Source organism: Nocardia sp. BMG111209 (assembly GCF_000381925.1).
Classification (GTDB): domain Bacteria; phylum Actinomycetota; class Actinomycetes; order Mycobacteriales; family Mycobacteriaceae; genus Nocardia.
The window spans coordinates 104893-123869 of sequence record NZ_KB907310.1 but is presented as its reverse complement, the minus strand read 5'-3'; the positions used below and the strand labels follow the sequence as shown (position 1 = coordinate 123869).

Annotated in this window: 17 protein-coding genes and 1 pseudogene; 3 read left to right on the top strand and 15 right to left on the bottom strand. The window is 70.0% G+C overall.

What is annotated here, in order from left to right; genetic code table 11:
• Positions 1–42: 42 nt before the first annotated feature.
• Positions 43–1062, top strand: a complete 1020-nt coding sequence (locus tag G361_RS0138875; protein ID WP_019932560.1) for an HAD-IB family hydrolase — start codon at positions 43–45, stop codon at positions 1060–1062.
• Positions 1063–1074: 12 nt separating this feature from the next.
• On the opposite strand, the gene G361_RS0138870 is transcribed toward G361_RS0138875, so the two are convergent.
• The 9 genes and pseudogenes from G361_RS0138870 to G361_RS46210 form a co-directional block, all read right to left on the bottom strand.
• The gene (locus G361_RS0138870; protein WP_019932559.1) at positions 1075–2097 is read right to left on the bottom strand and encodes a lysophospholipid acyltransferase family protein; all 1023 of its coding nucleotides are present in this window, start codon (positions 2095–2097) and stop codon (positions 1075–1077) included.
• Positions 2094–3167, bottom strand: coding sequence for an NAD-dependent epimerase/dehydratase family protein (locus G361_RS0138865; RefSeq protein ID WP_196814752.1), 1074 nt, complete (start codon positions 3165–3167; stop codon positions 2094–2096). The genes G361_RS0138870 and G361_RS0138865 overlap by 4 nt, the downstream gene beginning before the upstream one ends.
• Positions 3168–3374: 207 nt before the next feature.
• Positions 3375–3476 carry a 30S ribosomal protein bS22 gene (locus G361_RS48915; protein ID WP_003402602.1) on the bottom strand — a complete coding sequence of 34 codons (102 nt, stop codon included), beginning with the start codon at positions 3474–3476 and terminating at the stop codon, positions 3375–3377.
• 197 nt (positions 3477–3673) lie between these two features.
• The gene (locus G361_RS0138860; RefSeq protein ID WP_052173005.1) at positions 3674–3895 is read right to left on the bottom strand and encodes a helix-turn-helix domain-containing protein; all 222 of its coding nucleotides are present in this window, start codon (positions 3893–3895) and stop codon (positions 3674–3676) included.
• Between the two features lie 134 nt (positions 3896–4029).
• Positions 4030–4848 carry a pyrroline-5-carboxylate reductase gene (proC, locus tag G361_RS0138855; protein ID WP_019932556.1) on the bottom strand — a complete coding sequence of 273 codons (819 nt, stop codon included), beginning with the start codon at positions 4846–4848 and terminating at the stop codon, positions 4030–4032.
• Between the two features lie 19 nt (positions 4849–4867).
• Positions 4868–5767, bottom strand: a complete 900-nt coding sequence (locus G361_RS0138850) for a thioesterase family protein (RefSeq protein WP_019932555.1) — start codon at positions 5765–5767, stop codon at positions 4868–4870.
• Positions 5768–5886: 119 nt separating this feature from the next.
• Entirely contained in the window at positions 5887–6753 is an 867-nt protein-coding gene (locus G361_RS0138845) for a sugar phosphate isomerase/epimerase (RefSeq protein ID WP_019932554.1), read from the bottom strand.
• Positions 6754–6779: 26 nt separating this feature from the next.
• Positions 6780–7028 (bottom strand): annotated as a pseudogene (locus tag G361_RS52000) (hypothetical protein); the annotation flags it as partial.
• Positions 7029–8566: 1538 nt separating this feature from the next.
• A complete protein-coding gene (locus tag G361_RS46210; RefSeq protein ID WP_081635788.1) occupies positions 8567–9562 on the bottom strand; it encodes a Ppx/GppA phosphatase family protein in 996 nt (331 codons plus the stop codon).
• Between the two features lie 96 nt (positions 9563–9658).
• Between G361_RS46210 and G361_RS0138835 the strand changes: the two genes are divergently transcribed.
• Together G361_RS0138835 and G361_RS0138830 are read left to right on the top strand one after the other, a co-directional pair.
• Positions 9659–10516 carry a hypothetical protein gene (locus G361_RS0138835; RefSeq protein WP_231387240.1) on the top strand — a complete coding sequence of 286 codons (858 nt, stop codon included), beginning with the start codon at positions 9659–9661 and terminating at the stop codon, positions 10514–10516.
• 75 nt (positions 10517–10591) lie between these two features.
• Positions 10592–11149 (top strand): NADPH-dependent FMN reductase, encoded by a 558-nt coding sequence (locus G361_RS0138830; protein WP_019932550.1) that lies wholly within the window; start codon positions 10592–10594, stop codon positions 11147–11149.
• A 127-nt stretch (positions 11150–11276) separates the two neighbouring features.
• On the opposite strand, the gene G361_RS0138825 is transcribed toward G361_RS0138830, so the two are convergent.
• From G361_RS0138825 to G361_RS0138800, 6 genes are all read right to left on the bottom strand, one after another.
• Entirely contained in the window at positions 11277–11966 is a 690-nt protein-coding gene (locus G361_RS0138825; protein WP_019932549.1) for a response regulator transcription factor, read from the bottom strand.
• Positions 11963–13219: a cell wall metabolism sensor histidine kinase WalK gene (locus tag G361_RS0138820; protein ID WP_019932548.1), complete on the bottom strand. Its 1257-nt coding sequence runs from the start codon at positions 13217–13219 to the stop codon at positions 11963–11965. Before G361_RS0138820 ends, G361_RS0138825 begins: the two co-directional genes overlap by 4 nt.
• 446 nt (positions 13220–13665) lie before the next feature.
• Positions 13666–15732: a CocE/NonD family hydrolase gene (locus G361_RS0138815; RefSeq protein ID WP_026344041.1), complete on the bottom strand. Its 2067-nt coding sequence runs from the start codon at positions 15730–15732 to the stop codon at positions 13666–13668.
• Between the two features lie 266 nt (positions 15733–15998).
• Positions 15999–16745 (bottom strand): S1 family peptidase, encoded by a 747-nt coding sequence (locus tag G361_RS0138810; protein WP_231387239.1) that lies wholly within the window; start codon positions 16743–16745, stop codon positions 15999–16001.
• A gap of 258 nt (positions 16746–17003) precedes the next feature.
• The gene (locus G361_RS0138805; RefSeq protein ID WP_019932545.1) at positions 17004–17741 is read right to left on the bottom strand and encodes a phosphoglyceromutase; all 738 of its coding nucleotides are present in this window, start codon (positions 17739–17741) and stop codon (positions 17004–17006) included.
• Between the two features lie 259 nt (positions 17742–18000).
• Positions 18001–18888: an ROK family protein gene (locus tag G361_RS0138800; protein ID WP_019932544.1), complete on the bottom strand. Its 888-nt coding sequence runs from the start codon at positions 18886–18888 to the stop codon at positions 18001–18003.
• Between the last annotated feature and the right edge of the window lie 89 nt (positions 18889–18977).

The window sequence follows — 18977 nt, the reverse complement described above, 5'->3', positions numbered from 1 at the left end:
CCATGGACGCGGGGCGACGAGCCCCCGCGCGAGGAGGTACTTGTGCCGGAACGATCGAAGGATGCGAGGACGGGGTTCATCGCGGGCAGGTTCGGCGAGTTCCCGGCGCGTTGGAGCCAGGGCCTGTCCGACCAGCTCACCCGCATCACCCGCAGTCCGTTCGGCCCGAGCGAGGAGGAGGTGCGGGCCAACCTCGCCGGTGAGGCGAGCGCCGACGCCGCGCTCGCCCTGCACGATGCCGAGCTGGCGGAATCCGGCACCACCGAAACGGATTTCCTGCCGCCGCGGGATCTGACCGCGGCCGCGTTCTTCGATGTCGACAACACGATGGTGCAGGGCGCGTCCATCGTGCATTTCGCGCGCGGCCTGGCCGCGCGGAAGTATTTCAAAACCGGCGATCTGATGGATATGGCCTGGAAACAGGTGAAATTCCGGGTCACCGGCCGGGAAAGCCAGGGCGACATGGCCAGCGGCAAGGAGAAGGCGCTCGCCTTCATCGCCGGGAGGTCCACCGCGGAACTCGCCGCACTCGGCGAGGAGATCTACGACGAGATCATCGCCGACAAGATCTGGCCCGGTACCAGGGCATTGGCACAAATGCATCTGGACGCCGGACAACAGGTGTGGCTGGTCACCGCGACCCCGGTCGAACTGGCCCAGGTGATCGCGAAACGATTGGGGCTCACCGGCGCCCTCGGCACGGTCGCGGAGAGTGTGGACGGAATGTTCACCGGACGCCTGGTCGGCGATATCCTGCACGGTCTCGGCAAGGCGCACGCGGTCCGCGCGCTCGCCGTGCGCGAGGGCCTGAATCTCAAGCGCTGCACCGCCTATTCCGACAGCCACAACGACATCCCGATGCTGTCGCTGGTCGGCACCGCGGTGGCGATCAACCCGGATTCCGATCTGCGCGAGGTCGCGAAGAACCGCGGCTGGGAGATCCGCGATTTCCGCACCGGCCGCAAGGCGGCGAAGATCGGCGTGCCGACCGCGCTGGCGCTCGGCGCCGCCGGCGGCGCGGCGGCAGCCGTGCTCACCCGCAAGCGCGAGGCGCAGCAGTGACGGCCGCGCGTCCTAGCCGGTGAACGGATTCCCGCGACGGGTGAGCAGCTGGTACAGCGTCTGCTGGATGTTCTCCCGGACCTGATCGGTGATCTCGAACATGGTCATCGGATCGTCCGCCTCCTCCGGCGCGTAGCCGGAGGTCGGGATCGGCTCGCCGAAGACGATCGACCACTTCGACGGCAGTGGCACCAGGCCCAGCACGCCCAGATGCGGGAACAGCGGGGTGACCGGGAAGTACGGCAGGCCCAGCAGCCGGGCCAGCGGCTTGAGGTCGCCGATCTTCGGATAGATCTCCTCGGCGCCGACGATCGCGCACGGCACGATCGGCACGCCCGTCTTCACCGCGGCCGACACGAAGCCGCCGCGGCCGAATCGCTGCAGCTTGTAGCGCTCGGAGTAGGGCTTGCCGATGCCCTTGAAACCCTCCGGGAACACGCCGGTCAGTTCGCCGGAGCGCAGTAGTCGCTCCGCGTCGGCGGGGCAGGCCAGGGTGTGCCCGGCCTTGCGGGCCAGCCCGCCGAGCACCGGGGTCTCGAACACCTTGTCGGCGGCCAGCAGTCGCAGCGAGCGGTGGCCGGGATGCCGGTCGTGCACCGCCACCTGCAACATCAGCGCGTCCAGCGGCAGCACCCCGGCATGGTTGGCGACGATCAGCGCCGCACCCGACTCCGGGAGATGTTCGACGCCCTGCACCTCCACCCGGAACCACAGCTTCGACAACGGGCGCAGCGACGGCAGGATCACCGACTCGAGCAGATGGTCGTCGAGGCCGAACTCGTCCACCCGATAGTCGCCGGTGAGGCGGCGGCGGGCGAATTCGGCGGTGCCGCGGATTCCGGCGGTCACGGCGTCGCGCACCCGTTCCAGCCGCAGGTCCGGGCCCGTCGGCGGCGGAGCGGACTCCGCTCGTTTGGCCGCCAGCGAGGTGACCGGACGGACCGCGGGCTCACCCGCCCGACGCCGGCCGGTCGTTCGCGGGCGTGTCCCGAAGTCCACGTCTCGTAGTCGGATCACCTTGGCCACGTCGTTCATTGGTCTGCTCCCGCTCCGGCCCCGACGAGGCCGAGAAGTGTCGATTCTGCAGCGTCGATCCAGCGCGGATCGATGACGGGCCGCAACGCTGCGCCCCCGACGAAGTCGTCGAACGCCTGTACGGATGTCCAGCGCGGCTGGAAGCCGAATTCGGCGCGCATCCGGGTGGTGTCCAATCCGCACCCGTAATGGAAATAGTCGATCTGCTCCGCCGTGAAACCTCGCATCACCGGTCCCATGAGCGCCCGACCGACGGTGCGGAACGCCGTGAACGGCACCGGCACCTCGATCCGCCCGGCCCGGCGGATCGCCTGGGACAGGGTGAGCGCGCCGTCGCCGGCGACGTTGAACGTACCGCCCGGTGCCCGCAACGCCGCGTGCACCAACGCCCCGATCGCATCCTGCTCGTGCAACAGTTGCATGCGCGGATCACGGCCGAGAATGGTGGGTGTGACCGGAGATCGGAAAATCTCCATACCCCGATCGACCAGTCGCGGACCCACTATCGGCGGAAATCGTAATATTGCGGCGGCGATATCCGGGCGGCGACGCGCCAGGCCACGAACGAATCCCTCGACATCGATCATGTCGCGTGCGAACGAACCGCTCGGCGGCGTACGCGCGCTCATTTCCTCGGTGAATTTCGCGGGATCCTTGGGGCCGCAACCGTAGACCGCCGACGACGAGCGGACCACCACCCGGCGCACGCTCGGCGCCTTGCGGCAGACGGCCAGCAACTGCATCGCGCCGAATACGTTGTAATCCTTCATGGCGGCCCGGCCACCGCCCGCGGGCGGCCGCGACAGTACCGCGGGATGCACCACCGTGTCCACGTCGTGACCGTCGATCACCTTGCGTATCAACGGATTTCGAATATCCGATCGGATGAACTCGGCGCGGCCGAAACTCCGCAGCAGATCCGGCGCGGGCGTCCGGGCGTCGACGGCGAGGACACGTTCCACAGTGGGGTCGGCGGCCAGCGCGGCCACGACACTACTGCCGAAGTAGCGGCTGGCGCCGGTCACCAGCACGACCTTCGACACATGTCCGTCCCGTGCACCAACACCCATGCCGGATCCTGCCTGTGAGGCCCCCGTTTTCCGCCATTTCCGCGTTCCAGCGTAACCGTACCCACCTCGCCGGAGAGACTATTAACCAGCTTCTTACGATCACTTCCGCCGCCGGAAAACGAAAAGCCCGCCACCCAACGGTGACGGGCCTCGACAGCGAACAGACCGTTACGCGCGCGTTGCGAACGCGGCCGGCCGGATACCGGGTTACTTGCCGAGTTTGCGACGCTGCACACGGGTGCGGCGAAGCAGCTTGCGGTGCTTCTTCTTCGACATCCGCTTACGACGCTTCTTGATCACAGAACCCATACGGCTGTTCCTCGCGTTCTCTCATCTCCTCGGCGCGCACGCCGGTTTACGTACGCCCAGTGCCCGCGCTCCCGGTGCCGGCCCCGAAAGAGGGGCACCGGCAGGCGAACACGACGGTGGTTCATGGTACCGGGCCGACCGTTGCCGAACGAAACGGCCCCGGCCTGCGCCGGGTGTCGGACGGCCGGCCCGGAGGGCTAGCCGGCGTCGAAATACGACGTCTGCAGATAGTCGTGGACGGCCCGCGCATGCACGCGGAACGACCGCCCCACCCGCACCGCGGGTAGTTCGCCGGAATGCACCAGCCGATACACCGTCATCTTCGAGACCCGCATCAGATTCGCCACCTCGGCGACGGTGAGGAACTGGGTTCCCCCGCCGAGCACGGGACCACTCGCAGAGCTGTTTCCAGACATCATTGCGCCACTGACCTCCGGCACGTCCGCGCCGCCGGCTTCCCCACCAGCGGAACAGACACGCACGTGCTCCTTGAAGCTTAGCGGTGCCCGTGGGATTACTGCGACGGGTGGGAGAAATAGGATTCGATCGCCATTCAGCTCTCGGTCGCTCCCAGTTCGATCGAGCGCTGCCGTGCGGCTGCCAGCGCCTCCCAGAATGCCGACCGCACGCCGGCCCGCTCCAGCTCGCGCAGCGCGGCCGCGGTGGTGCCGCCCGGCGACGTGACCCCCGCCCGCAATTCGGCGGGCCCCTGCCCCGCCTCGGCCAGCAGCGCCGCCGAACCCAGCAGGGTCTGGACCACCAGCTGGGTGGTCACCTCCCGGCTGAGGCCCAGGCCGACGCCGGCGTCGATCATCGCCTCGGCGAGCAGGAACAGGTACGCCGGGCCGGAGCCGGACACCGCGGTGACGGCGTCCATCTGCGCTTCGGCGACGGTGACCACCCGGCCCACCGACTCCAGCAGCTCGGTGACCAGGCGCAGCTCGGGCTCCTTGGCGTAGCGGCCCGCGGCGATGGCGCTCATACCCTGGCCGACCAGCATCGGCGAATTCGGCATGACCCGGACCACCGGGAAGCCGGCGGGCAGTTTGGCCTCCAGATGGGCCGTGGTGATGCCGGCGGCCAGCGAGATCAGCAGCTGATCGCGGTCGTCGTCCATCCCGGCCTTCGCCAGATCGGTGAGCACGGCGTCGACATCGTGCGGCTTCACGGCGACGACCAGCAGATCGGCCACGTTCGCCGCGTCGACGACGCTGTCGGTGACCCGGATACCGAACCGATCGACGAGGAATTCCGCGCGGGCCTGCATCGGCTCCACCACGACCAGATCCTTGCCCGGCGTCCCGGCCTCCAACAACCCGGCGACCAACGCCTCACCGATCCGCCCGCCGCCGATCACCGCAATTCTCGTCATGGCGTCCAAGGCTAGCGGGCTACCAGGACGACTGCGGCAACAGCGCCAGCTGCCGGCTCTGCACGACCACCGCGCCGGTGGCGTCGATCACCACCTGGTCCTCGTCGAACATGCGCTCGCCGATCTGCTGCGCGGTGGAGATCACCCGCAGCCAGCCGGGGGCCGGGCGGCGGCGCAGATAGGTGGTCAGCTGGACGGTCGGGGCCCAGCCGAAGCGGCCGAGGTTCATGGTCACCGGCGGGCTGATGTCGCCGGCCATGAGGGCGAAGAACACGGCCACCTCGCGGTCGCGTTCGTCACCGGGCCGGGGCCGGATCCACAGCCGCAGCCGGGGCTCGCCCTGCTCACCCGCCACGAACCGCGCCCAGTCGCGATCCATCGCCATCGTGGCGCCGTGCGCGACGTGCACGATATCGCCCATCGGCGCCTCCGCGCCGTACCCGAGGGCGTCGGCGGGCGGCTCGACGGGCATGTCCGCGACGACGTCCGCGGCGTGCAGCGGCGGGGTGTCGTCGAGCCGGCCGAAGGTGAAGGCGGTGTGCACCAGCGCGCGGCCGTGCTGCACCAGATCGGCCTCGACCAGGCAGATCTGGCGGCCGGTCTTGCGGGTGTGGACGGCGAACTCGACCTCGCCGGGATCGGGTGCGCCGAGGAAGTCGGTACTCGCCGAGATCGGGAACATGTCCCGCGCGTCGGGGACGGTGCGGCGCAGCCAGCGGGTCGCGGCCGCGGCGCTCGCGGCGACCATGGTTCCGCCGTGCAGCTTCGGGCCGATGGTCCAGATGTCCTCGATGACGCCGCGGTAGCGGCCGATGTCCGCGAGGTCGGACGGCGCCTCGGTCACCGCGCAGACCCGGGCGAAGGGTGCGATATCGGTATCCTCGGCCGTCGACTGCGCCCGGACGGTCGCTTCGGTCACCGCTGCTCCTCTCACCCGGCCACGCCGGCCGGTCTCCCGTACAGCGTATAAGCGACGGGATTCCGCTGCGGATTCCCCCGGGCCGGTGAGGTCTGTGCCACACCGGCGGGTGGCGTGGATCAGTGCCGGTGGCCGGTCGGTTCCGGGTGGACGCCGTCGAGATGGAGCCGGGCGAAGGTCAGCGCGCGGTGCAGCATCGCCGCGCGCGTGGTCGTGGTCCGCGCATTCTGGGTGTTGACCTCGAGGATCACGTGGCCCCGGAAACCGCTGTGCGCCAGATGTGCACAGATCTCCGCACAGGGCTGGGTGCCGTCGCCGGGAATCAGGTGCTCGTCGTGCGCCGCGCCGCGGCCGTCGGCCAGATGCAGATGTTCCAGACCGGACCCCATCCGCTCGGCCAGCGCGCGGGCATCCGTACCCGCGGTGGAGGTGTGCGACAGATCCAGGGTGTAGTGCTCGAAGCCGACGTCGGTCGGGTCGTAGGAGGGGCTGAAGGCGGTCACCGAGAGGCCGGGCCCGCCCCGGCGCTCCAGCCGCGCGGCCCCGGAACCCCGGCCGAACAGGGTGTCCGCCCGCATCGGGAACATGTTCTCCACCGCGACCAGCACCCGGCTGCGCTCCTCCAGGGTGGCGACCTGTGCGGCGAACCCCTCCGCGTAGCGGCGCTGCCAGCGGAACGGCGGATGCACCACGACGGTGCGGGCGCCGAGTTCCTCCGCGGTGTGCACGCTGCGCGTCAGCTTCGCGATCGGATCCGAACCCCAGACCCGCTGCGAGATCAGCAGACAGGGTGCGTGCACCGCGAGCACCGGCATCTCGTAGCGCCGGGAGTACTCCCGCACGACCGCGATCTGCTGGCTGGCGGACTCCGCCCAGACCATCAATTCGACGCCGTCGTACCCGAGTTCGGCAGCGTAGCGGAAGGCGGCCTCGGTGTTCTCCGGATACACCGATGCCGTCGACAATCCGACCCGGATCGTCCCCACGGGGCTCTCCCCACTGCCGGCCGGGCTCAGTTGGTACTGAGCAGGAAGGCCAGCGGTCCCAACGTCACGAAAATTCCGACGACGACGGCGATCACCGTACTGGTGATGTCGTCGGTGCGGCGCAGTACCCGCACCAGGGCGACCAGGCCCAGAATCACGACCATGGCCAGTGCCAGGGCGACGAACGGGAACACGTCCCACATCTTCTCGAAGCCCTTGAACAGCAACATACCCGCGACGGCGGCGCCGACGGCCTGACCGCCGAGCACCATCCACTGCTTGCGGTTCGGATCCACCGCACCCGCGCGGGACCAGGAACGGCCCCCCGCCGGCCGACGCCGGCGCCGGGCGGGGCGGCGGTCGTCGTCCTCGTCGTCCAGATCCAGGTCGTCGTCCAGATCGGGATCGTAGAAATCGTGCTCGTCCTCGAGATCGTCGAGGTCGTCGAGCTCATCGGCCCGCACGGCCGTGGCGCCGCGACGCGCGCCGCGCCCACCGCGGGGCGGCTCGCCGCGGGGCGGCTCGCCGCGCCGGGGCGGTTCCCGGTCCGGCTCGCCACGCCGGGATTCCCGTTCGGCGTCGGCGCGGATCAGATCCCCGGCCAGGGTCGGGCCGGACAGCAGTTGCTGATCGCGGCCCGCCAGCGACCAGACCGCGGTCGGCGCGCCGGCCACCTCGTCGGGCGGCGGAGGCGGCGGAGGCGGCGGCTCGGCCTTACCGCGCCGGCGGCCACCGTCGCGGGTGGGCCATTCGGTGCCGGGGGCCGGCCGCTCCGGGGACTTCCGTCGCCGGGCCGACCATTCCGGCAGATCGGGTTCGCCGGGTGCGGGATTCGGATTCGGCCCGCGCCGCGCCGACCGCGGCAGCTTGGACGGATCGAGGAATTCGGTGCGCTCACCGGCCGGGTCGCGGCGCTGGTCCGGCGGGATCGGCGCGGCGCCCGGGACACCCCAGGGCGAGGCCGCGGCCTCGGGGCGGCCCTGCGGAGCGCCGCCCTGCCAGGCGGGACCCGGCCCCGGACCCGGACGCGGCGGTCCGGGACGCGGCCCGGCCGCGGGACCGGGACGGCCGTCGGGCTTCGGCCGGGTGTCCGGAGGTGGTGGCGGTGGCGGCAGCTGCTCCGGCGCACGACGCAGCGCGGGCGGTTCGGCCGCCTCCCGGGCCCCACCGCGGAACGGCTGGACGTCGGCGGTGTCCTCCTCCTCGCGCCGGCGGCGACGGCGGCCGCCGCGCGTCGGCGGGGGTACGGTGCCCTCCAGCTCGGCGACGGACACCTGATCCGACAGCGGATCGATCCGTTCCTCACGCTCGCGACGCGCCCGGCGGCCCTCCTTCGGCGGGGCCGCCTCGGCGCCCGCGAACGGATGGGGATTCGGCGCCGCCGGATCGGGCCAGCCGAATGTGCCGGGCTCGCGCAGCGCGGAATCCGGCATGGCCGGCGCCTGGTAGCGGACGGGCTCGCGGTCGACCCCGCCGAAGGGCGGCGCGGCCGGGGGCGCCGACCACGATTCGGCGGCCGGCCAGGGCTCCGGCGCGGGAGCCGGCGAGAGCGGGTCGTACAACGAGATCGGGCCCGACAACGGCGAATACGCCTCACCCTCCGCCGGGCGGGCGGGCGGCTCGGGGCTCGCCTCCTCCTCGGGCGCGGCGTGCGCGGACGAACCCTCCTTGACGATGGGGAGATCGCCGGTCAACTCGTTGACCGAGATGCCACGGCCGCCGCGCCGTCGCCTGCCGCCGCCACCGGACGAGGGCGAACCCTTGCCGTTGCGTGCCAGCAGTTCGGCAACCGACAGCTGCGTGGAATCGTCACTCATCGCGACACCGTTTCGGTCGGTCCGGGGACACCTGCGGGCCGGCCGTTACCGGCGCCCGGTTCTCTGTCCAGGTCGGTATCCAGTTTGCGCAGGATCAGCCCTTCGCGCAGCGCCCAGGGGCAGATTTCGAGGGTGTCCAGGGACAACGCCCGCATACTCGCCTCCGCGACCAACGCGCCGGCCACCAGTTGCTGCGACCGGTCGGAACTGACGCCTTCCAGCTCGGCCCGGTCGGCGGCCGTCATCCGGGAGATGAAGGCGATCAGCTGCCGCAGGCCGGAACTGGTGAGAATACGCCGCACCCGGGGACCCGCGGCCGAGGGGGCCGCACCGGTCAGCCGAGCCAGTGATCGGAAAGTCTTCGAGGTACCCACCGCCAGATCGGGACGACCGGGGGCGAGCAACTGCTTGGCGGGCAGCACCAGTTCGGCGTCCAGCCAATCGCGCAGTACCGCGACACGCCGCTTGCCCGGTGGATCCTCGCGCAACCAGTCGCGGGTCAACCGGCCCGCGCCGAGTTGCAGCGACAACGCGGTATCCGGCGCCTCGTCGGCGCCGTTGCTCATCTCCAGCGAGCCGCCGCCGATATCGAGATTGAGGATGCGGCCCGCACTCCAGCCGTACCAGCGGCGCACCGCGAGGAAGGTCAGCCGGGCCTCGTCGGCGCCGGAGAGCACCCGCAGGTCGACACCGGTCTCGCGCCGGACCCGGGCGAGCACCTCCTCGGAGTTGGTGGCCTCGCGCACCGCGGAGGTCGCGAACGGCATCAGCTGCTCGCAGCCGGAGGTCTGCGCGATGCTGGCGAATTCGGCGACCGTCTCGGTCAGCCGGGTGGCGCCGTCGGGGGTGATCCGGCCCTCGGCGTCCATGTTCTCCGCCAGCCGCAACGTCGACTTCGTCGAGCTCATCGGCGTCGGATGGCCACCCCGATGGGCGTCCACCACCAGCAGGTGAACGGTGTTGCTGCCCACATCGAGAACTCCCAACCGCACAAGAACACGGTACTGGGTTGGGCGATCCCCGGGAGCGGGTAACCCGATAACCCCCGCAACCGCCGCCACAGCGACAGAACTGTTAGCGTCTGGCGAGTGACGGAACGCGCATCCGTGAAGCGGCCGAAGCGGCCGCTACCAGCGGCGAAGATCGACCCGGCGCCCGAGGTGGGGCTCGACTTCCCACGGGAGTGGATCGAATTCACCGACCCGGACAACGACGAGCACACCATCGTCGCCGATCTGACCTGGCTGCTGTCCCGCTGGACCTGCGTCTTCGGGACGCCGGCATGCCAGGGCATCATCGCCGGCCGCCCCGACGACGGTTGCTGTTCGCACGGCGCATTCCTGTGCGACACCGACGATCGCAAGAAGTTGCAACGCGCTGTGAAACTGCTCACACCCGTCGAGTGGCAGCTGATCGATGAGGCCCGCGACGACGAGGGCCGGGTCCGCCCCAAGCTCTACCTCGAGAAGGACGAACTCGACGACGAGCCGGCCCTGCGCACCCGCCGCCACGACGGCGCCTGCATCTTCCTGAACCGTCCCGGCTTCGCCGGCGGCCCCGGCTGCGCCCTGCACGTGATGGCGCTGCGCGAGGGCGTCGAACCCCTGACGGTGAAACCCGATGTGTGCTGGCAACTTCCGATCCGCCGCACCCAGGACTGGGTGGACCGCCCCGACGGCGTCCAGATCCTCCGCACCGTGGTGACCGAATACGACCGCCGCGGCTGGGGCCCCGGCGGCGAGGACCTGAACTGGTACTGCTCCGGCTCCCCCGACGCCCACACCGGCACCCGCCCGGTCTGGCAGTCCTACGCCCCCGAACTGATCGAACTACTCGGTCAACCCGCCTACGACGAACTCGCCCGCCACTGCAAACGCCGCGAGGGCCTGGGCCTGATCGCCGTCCACCCCGCCACCACAGCCGCGGAAGCGAAAAAGCCGGAGTAGCGCCTCTTCTCCTCCCGGCGAAACACCCCCAACGACAACGGAATACATCCACCCCCACGACACTTGTAAACCCGAGTGGGCGTACACCTCCTGCTGATCTCCGGCAGCACTCGCACCGGCTCGACCAACACCGCGACTCTGCGCACCCTGCAACAGGTTGCCCCCCAAGGTATTTCGACCCACCTCTACGACGAGCTGACCACCCTCCCCGCCTTCGTCCCCGGCGACGGCCCATCTCCGCCACCGGTGACCCGTTTGCGCCGACACCTGGCCGCCGCGGATGCCGTCCTCTTCTGCACCCCCGAATACGCGGGCCTGATCCCGGGCAGCCTGAAGAACCTCCTGGAGTGGACCGTAGGCACCGCCGACCTCCACACCAAACCGGTCGCCTGGATCACCGTCGCCACCCCCGGCCGCGGCGACGGCGCCACCGCCTCCCTGCGCACCGTCCTCGGCTACGTCGGCGCCGACATCATCGCCCCCGCCTGCCCCCGAATCCCCATCCTCAGCGCCGACGTGGCAGACGACGGCACGATCCACGACCCGGCCATCCGAACCCACCTGGCAACAACCGCCGCCACCCTGGCCGCCGCCCTACCCGCACAACCGAAGCTCCCCGACGCAACCCACTGATCCCGCGAGCACATGGGTAACTCCCCGGGAAACTCCCACCCGAGCGCCACCCACGCAAGACCTGCAACCAACCCCCGAGGCTCCAACTTGTATGGCCAAAAACCCCGGAGAGGCGGCTCAGCCCAGCTCAAGCTTCCAGTTTGTAGCCCAGGCCTCGGACCGTGACCAGATGTTCCGGCTTGGCCGGATCCGCCTCGATCTTCGACCGCAGGCGCTTCACGTGCACGTCCAGGGTCTTGGTGTCGCCGACATAGTCCGCACCCCACACCCGGTCGATGAGCTGCCCGCGGGTCAGCACGCGGCCGGAGTTGCGCAACAGGTATTCGAGCAGGTCGAACTCCTTCAGCGGCAGCGTGACCGGCTTGCCGTTGACCTGCACGGTGTGCCGGTCCACATCCATCCGCACGGGCCCGGCCTCCAGCACGCCGCTCTCGCTGGTGCCGTCCATCTCCTCGCCCGCGCCGCGGCGCAGCACCGCGCGGATGCGGGCGATGAGCTCCCGCGACGAGTACGGCTTGGTGACGTAGTCGTCCGCGCCGAGTTCCAGCCCGACCACCTTGTCGATCTCGCTGTCGCGCGCGGTCACCATGATCACCGGCACACTGCTGCGGGTGCGCAGCTGCTTGCAGACGTCGGTACCGCTCATCCCGGGCAGCATCAGGTCGAGCAGCACGATGTCGGCCCCGGACCGATCGAATTCCGCCAGGGCGGACGGGCCGTCGCCGACCACGGTGACTTCGAACCCCTCCTTGCGCAGCAGGAACGCGAGCGGATCGGCCAGCGACTCTTCGTCCTCGACGATCAGCACACTCGTCATCGGGTTGCCTCCACACCGTTGGGTCTGGCCCGCGCCACAGGGCGCGCGCCGGTTTCCTTCTTTCCCGCCTGGATCGCGGCGGGACTCTTCTTCTCCACCGGGACGGTGGAGACCTGGTCTTCGGACTCGACAGCGGGGATACGCAGCGTGAACGTGGAGCCGGTACCCAGTTTGCTCCAGAGGGCGATCTCGCCGTTGTGGTTCGCGGCCACGTGCTTGACGATAGCCAGTCCGAGTCCGGTGCCGCCGGTCGCCCGGGACCGCGCCTTGTCGGCCCGGAAGAAACGCTCGAACACGCGCTCCTGATCCTCCTTGGCGATACCGATGCCGCGGTCGGTGACGGCGATGTTCACATAGCCCCCGCGCAGCGACCGGCTCACGGATACGTGCGAACCCTTCGGCGAGTAGTTGATGGCGTTCTCCACCAGGTTCGACAGCGCGGTGACCAGCAGGGTGTCGTCGCCGAGGATCTCGAGCCCGCTGTTGGCGTCGGTGCTGACGGTGATGCCGGCGGCCTCGGCGGCGGTGCGGGAGCGCTCGATGGCGGCGTTGACGACGGTGTCCACGTCGACGGCCTCCAGTTCCGGCAGCTTCTCCGCCCCCTGCAGCCGCGACAGCGCGATCAGCTCGGTGACCATCTTGCCCATCCGGCGGGATTCGGCGAGCAGGCGCTGGCCGAAGTGCCGCACGGAGTCGGGATCGTCCGCGGATTCCAGCAACGCTTCCGCGAGCAGGCTCATCGCGCCGACCGGGGTCTTCAACTCGTGGCTCACATTGGCGACGAAGTCACGGCGGGTCGCCTCCATCCGCGCCTGCTCGGAATCGTCGTCGCCGAACAGGACCACGAAGTTGGACTCCTCGCGCGACAGCGCGCGGGCCACGCCGCGGACCGCGATGCGGCTGCGGCCGGGCATCGGATTCTTCGCGGTCAGGTCGAAGTCGACATCCTCGCCGGTGGCGAGCACCTTCTCGACCGCGGACCAGGCGCGTTCGTCCAGCAACCGGTCACGGACCAGGCCCAGTTCCTCGGCGCGCGGATTCACCAGCACCACGTCGCGATATTCGTCGACGACCGCGATACCGCTCTCGGAGGCGAGCACGATCAGGTCGAGAACCTGGGACATCGTGAGCCCGGAATCCGCCTCGCGGCGCTGCGCCTGCCGGGCGTTCACATAGGGGATGAGCAGCCCGCCGACCGCGAGGCCGACAACGGCCGCGAGTACTGCCATCAGCACGGCCTCGGGAACGCTCACAATTGAATCGTACGGTCGCCGATGCGTTTCCCGAGCGGGGGTCCGCGAAGTTTCCCCCAGGTCACAGGTACTTATGCGGCCATTAGCCGGGCGTTTACGAAAAATTCTCCCCGAACGCGGGTTCCGGCATTTCCCGACTTACCCGCGTCGACAATGGTGACACCGGCACTTTTCGTTCCGGCACCGGGGATCTCACGACCGGGCGACGCCGACGTGAACGACACCCTATTGTGACCGACGGTATCGGGTGCTGCCGCCGCCCGGCCCGAATGTGATTTCCGACGCAGCGGACCGGGAGAATTCGGGACACACGCCGTTGTGTATCCCGGATCCCCGGATTCCACCCGGCACGCGAATGCCCGGTGGCCCGGTCCGAGCCCGTGTCCGGCCCGCCCCTGCCGGGCCGGACACCGGGTCGCGGCGCCGTCGGCGACGGCGCCGGAAACTCACCAGCCGGTCTCGCCGCGCAGCGAGACGTTCACGTAGCTGGGCGCATCCGGATCCAGCCGCACGTGTTCGGGCCGCAGGCCGGTGTCGAGCAGCATCGGCGTGATCGGCAGCCCCTTGGGGAAGTTGCTCGCGAACACGTCCACCCGCAGCCGATGTCCCGGCTGCAGGACCGCGTCGGTGGCCGGCAGCGCGATGTCGAGCGTGGTCGGCTCGCCCGGTTCGGTGGGCTGCCGCCTGTCCAGCGAGGTGTAGGCGCGGGGGTCGGTGTAGTCGCCGCTGTCCGAGCGGGAGCTGTGCTCCTCGTCGACCTGCCGCAGCGAGGCCAGCAGCTGACCGGAGGACAGCACGGTCGAACGGCCGTCGGGCGCAACGTCGTTCACGGTCACCACCCAGTACCCGTCGGCGGCGTCCTGCACGGTCTCCAGATGCGCCGCGATCGGCCCGGAGATCGTGGTCGGCCCGGTGACGGGATCGCTGGTGAAGGTGAGCGCATTCGTCTCGGCGATCCGGGAATCCAGTGCGCAGGCGTCCACCACCGACAGCAGGCCCATGGTCGCCTGCGCGGTGTCGTTGGAGCACACCATGGTCAGGCCCGGCGCCACGGTCAGCTGGGTCACCGCCGGAACGGCCGCGCCGCTCAGCGAACCGTCGTACGCGCTCGCCGCGGTACCACTTCCGTTGGCGGACAAGTACATCCGCCGATACCGGCCGGATTCGCCCGCGGGTTCCGAGGGGCCGAAGCCACCCTGGGTCACCCAGCCGCCGCCCTGCTGCCGCAGGGTCACCGGGCCGTACCCGTCGATACCGTTGTCGATTCCCTTCAGCCACTTGTCGAACCACGCGCGCTGCAGTACGTCCAGGCGCGGCGGCAGACCGGGTTTCCCCGCCTCGCTGCCGGAACTCACGTGATAGGTGTTGCCCATCAGCAGTTGCTTCTGCCCGGGCGGCAGCGGAATCGCTTCGTAGATCTTCGATTCCGAGTAGGTGAACAGGTCGTGCCAGCCGCCGACGACGAAGGTCGGCACCTCGACCCGGCTCGGATCACCCAGCCACGCTTGCCGTTCCGAGGTGACATCGGTGAGCATCGCGCGCACCCGCGGATCCAGATCCTCGATGCGCGTACTGGTGTAGGCGCTGAGCAGCACGTCCATATAGGTGAACGGATCGGCCGCGCGGTCGGCCAGCCATCGGGTGTCGAAGGTGCCGTTCGCCAGCGCCGAGAGGTCCGGGACCAGCTTCAGGCCGTCGACCAGGCTCAGCCACAACGGGATGAAGTTGAAGCCGAACCCACCGCCGGGCGCGAGGACGTCGTCGACCAGATCGCTGCCGGGCACCACCGGGAAGATGGCGCGCAGCGCGGCCGGTCGCCGCTGCGCGGCCTGCAACTGGTTGATGCCCGAATAGGACATCCCGTTCATCCCGATCCGGCCGTCGGACCACGGTTGCGCGGCGGCCCAGTCGATCACCTCGACGGAGTCCTGCTGTTCGCGGTCGCGCAGCATATCCCAGTCGCCCTGGGAGAAACCGGTACCGCGGACGTCCACCACCACCTGGGTGTAGCCGCCGCGAATCAGGTCGCGGTCGACGGCGAAGTTGCGCATCTCGCCGTTGCCGACGGCGTTGAGCAGATCGCCCAGTCCCGACATCGGGGTGCCGTCCAGATCGATGCTCCGGAAGAACTCCAGCAGCGAATCCGACAGGCCCGGTACGGATTGGAGCTGATCGGCGACGGCCGACAGCAGTTTCGTATAGGGCGTCAGGTTGACGATCGTCGGCGTCGCCGCGCCGATCGGGCGGCCGGCGGCATCGGCGGGCCGGTACACGTTCGCCTTCAGCACCACGCCGTCGCTCATGGTGATCGGGACGTCCCAGTCGATGTGGATGTTCGGATACTCCTGCGCGCCGTCCTCGGCGGCGGCCCAGCCGGCGCCGACGGCGCCGCCGTCCGGACCCGCGGCGACCGGCGACGCGGTCGCGGTGGCCGGGGTCACCGCAGTGGCGAGGAACGGAACCGCCACCGCCGCGGCGGTCGCCGCCACTGTGGCGCGCAACGCATGCTTCATCGAACGTGATCCATCTCTCGCCGAAATCGGACGATCGAGAGTGTATCTACCGACCAGTAGGTTGCACACCGCCGATACGCCAATCGGAAGGAAATTCTCTCATCCCCTCATGCGACCGCGAACGGACCGATTCCCGGCGCCGCGGCAAATCCGCTGGCACAGCGCGCGCACAGGTTTCCGGCCGGTCATAGCGATACCGGCCGAGATGCGATCGGAACCACAGCACGGGCCGGGCGGCGCGACCACGCCACCCGGCCCATCCGGTGTCAGAAGGTGCGGAAGCCCGCGCCCACGCCACCGTGCGCGTTGATATCGGCGAGTACGGCGCTGATGGTGGTCGCCACCTCCGGCTCGTGCACCAGATCGCCCGCGCCCTCGCACATCGGCAACTCGACACTGACCGGGCCGGCGTCGACGTCGGCCGCGCCGATCACCATGCCGACCAGCCGATCACCGAGCAGCACCGGCGCACCCGAGTCGCCGTGGTTGGCGCACACCTGGCTGCGGAAGAACACCGGATTCGATTCCCACACCAGTCCGCAGGTGTAACCCGTGGTCCGGCCGTTCTTGCAGGCGATATCGCCCACCCGCGGCGGCGCGCCGACCCCGTTGATCACCGACTGGGCGACCTGACGGGTGGGGGCCACGCGACCCGGATCGAACTGGATCACGCCCCAGTCCCCGCCCGCGCTCTTGTTGGCGATCACGCCGATCACGCCCGAATGCACCGACTCCTCGGCCAGGATCCGCGCGCCGACCTCACCGCAATGTCCGGCGGTCAGCCCCACCAGCCGATTGTCGGCGTCGAAGCCGACCGCGGTGACCGTGCACGCCCCGATCGAATTCGGATCGTCGAGTTGCTCGACGAAAACTCCCGAACCGCCGCCGACCACGGCCGGTCCGTCCGCGGCGGCCGTCCCGGCCCCCGCCAGCACCGCCGCCCCCGTGCTCACCGACGCGGCCATCAGCACCAGGACCCGACGCACCGATCGGGCCCGGCTTGCTGCACCCATGTGTCATTCCCTTTTCTGCTCACCCGGATCGCGTACCGGGAAGGATTCCCTCGCGTCCACCGCACCGGCAGCCGGAAAGCCGTGACGGCGCGAAATCCCCCTTGGCAGAAAGTATTTCAACGGTCGCCGAGCGCTGAACGGCGTAACGTTACCAGCCCTCGACCGATCCGACCAGTACGCGTTTCGTACACGTGACCGGAATGCGAACACGCCCCGGATGTCCGCTGGGGACGTCCGGGGCGCGCGTCGGGAGAAGTGCTATTTGGCACCCTGATTGGCGACCGCGGCGGCGCCGGCCGCGGCGGCCGCCGGATCCAGGTACTCGCCCGCGCCGATCGGCCGCAGGTTCTCGTCGAGTTCGTAGCGCAGCGGGATGCCGGTGGGGATGTTCAGGCCGGCGATGTCGTCGTCGGAGATGTCCTCGAGGTGCTTCACCAGCGCGCGCAGCGAATTGCCGTGCGCCGCAACCAGAACGGTCTTCCCGGCCACCAGATCCCGGGAGATGGTCTCCTCCCAGTACGGGATCATCCGGGCGACGACGTCCTTCAGGCATTCGGTCGCGGGCAGGTCGATGCCGGCGTAACGCGGGTCACCGTCCTGGCTGTACTCCGAACCGGATTCGATCGGCGGCGGCGGGGTGTCGTAGCTGCGCCGCCACAACATGAACTGGTCCTCGCCGTACTGATCGCGCACCTGCGCCTTGTTCTTGCCCTGCAACGCGCCGTAGTGCCGCTCGTTCAGTCGCCAGTCGCGCACCACGGGAATCCAGTGCCGATCCGCGGCGTCGAGCGCGAAATTCGCGGTGCTGATCGCCCGCCGCAGCAGCGAGGTGTAGACGATATCGGGCAGGATGCCCTTCTCCCGCAACAGCTCACCGGCCCGCTTCCCCTCGGCGATGCCCTTCTCGGTCAGGCGCACGTCCACCCAGCCGGTGAACAGGTTCAGGGCATTCCATTCGCTCTCGCCGTGGCGCAGCAGCACGAGGGTGTAGGTCATGGCGCCATCCTCCCACGAGCGGTTTCCGGCCGCCGAGCCGAACCGCCCACCGCCGAGCCGACCTGCCGCCCCACCGCCGAGCCGATCCGCCGCTCCACCGCCGAGCCGATGCGCCGCCCCACCGCCGAGCCGATGCGCCGGCCACCGTCGCTACACCGCACCCGCCACCACCGCTGTGCCGCACCGGCCACCACCGCTGTACCGCACCGGCCACCGCTGTGCCGCACCGGCCACCGCCGACGCGCCACCGCGGCAACCACTATTCGGCCGCGCCACTGGCCAGTACGCCCGCGCCGAACAGTGTGGCGCCGCCGGAGATCTCGGACGCGACCACCCGCAGTTCCCGGGTGAACACCAGCCGGGCATGTTCGCGAATCGCAGCCCGCATCGGATCCCACAGTGGCGCACCGGATTCCGCGAACCCGCCACCGATCACCACCCGGTCGATGTCCAGCAGTGCGGCGGCCGACGAGATCGCCGTGCCCAGTGCGGTTCCCGCGCGCCGCAACGCCGCCACCGCCACCGCCTCACCCGCATGGGCCGCGCGCGCCAGTTCCACCCCCGAATTCCCGGTCCACCCCTGCGACCGGGCCCACCGCACCGAGGACATCCCGCTGGCGACCGCCTCCACGCAGCCGCGACCGCCACACCCGCACGGATCGTCGAACCCGGGCACCACGATGTGGCCGACGTGCCCGGCATTACCGGTGTTACCCACCGCGACCCGGCCGTCGATCACGATGCCGCCGCCGATCCCGGACGAGACCGTCATGGCCATCCCGTTGCGCAGCCCGCGCAACCCGCCGACGTGCAGTTCGGCCAGCGCCAGGCAGGCGCCGTCCACCGCGAGCCGGACCACCGCCCCGGGGAAGAGCTCGCCGACCGTCGCCACGACCGGAAATCCGTTGTGCCACTCCGGAATGTTCAGCGGTGCGACGATCCCGTCGGACACCCGCACCGGCCCGGCCGACCCGATGCCGACCGCGGTCACGACCTCCCCACCGGCCACCCCGCGCAGCAGTTCCCGGCAGGCGTCCCACACCCGCTCGGCCGGCACCGGCACCTGCCGTACCGCTTCGACCGTCCCGCCCCGCACCACACCGGCCGCGAACTTCGTCGCACCGATGTCCAGCGCCAGCACCGTCACGTCACCTTCTCCTCACACCTCGCGGACCCCGCCGTGCCGGGCCCGCGCTCGATACGCCTTGTGCGCCTGCGTGTCCGGTGCATCAGCGG

What these genes read in the sequence shown, in the direction of transcription:
- G361_RS0138870 (WP_019932559.1), bottom strand. Translation starts at nt 2,097, where the DNA reads ATGAACGACGTGGCCAAGGTGATCCGACTACGAGACGTGGACTTCGGG.
- G361_RS0138865 (WP_196814752.1), bottom strand. Translation starts at nt 3,167, where the DNA reads ATGGGTGTTGGTGCACGGGACGGACATGTGTCGAAGGTCGTGCTGGTG.
- G361_RS48915 (WP_003402602.1), bottom strand. Translation starts at nt 3,476, where the DNA reads ATGGGTTCTGTGATCAAGAAGCGTCGTAAGCGGATGTCGAAGAAGAAG.
- G361_RS0138860 (WP_052173005.1), bottom strand. Translation starts at nt 3,895, where the DNA reads ATGATGTCTGGAAACAGCTCTGCGAGTGGTCCCGTGCTCGGCGGGGGA.
- proC (WP_019932556.1), bottom strand. Translation starts at nt 4,848, where the DNA reads ATGACGAGAATTGCGGTGATCGGCGGCGGGCGGATCGGTGAGGCGTTG.
- G361_RS0138825 (WP_019932549.1), bottom strand. Translation starts at nt 11,966, where the DNA reads ATGACGAGTGTGCTGATCGTCGAGGACGAAGAGTCGCTGGCCGATCCG.
- G361_RS0138815 (WP_026344041.1), bottom strand. Translation starts at nt 15,732, where the DNA reads ATGAAGCATGCGTTGCGCGCCACAGTGGCGGCGACCGCCGCGGCGGTG.
- G361_RS0138810 (WP_231387239.1), bottom strand. Translation starts at nt 16,745, where the DNA reads ATGGGTGCAGCAAGCCGGGCCCGATCGGTGCGTCGGGTCCTGGTGCTG.
- G361_RS0138805 (WP_019932545.1), bottom strand. Translation starts at nt 17,741, where the DNA reads ATGACCTACACCCTCGTGCTGCTGCGCCACGGCGAGAGCGAATGGAAT.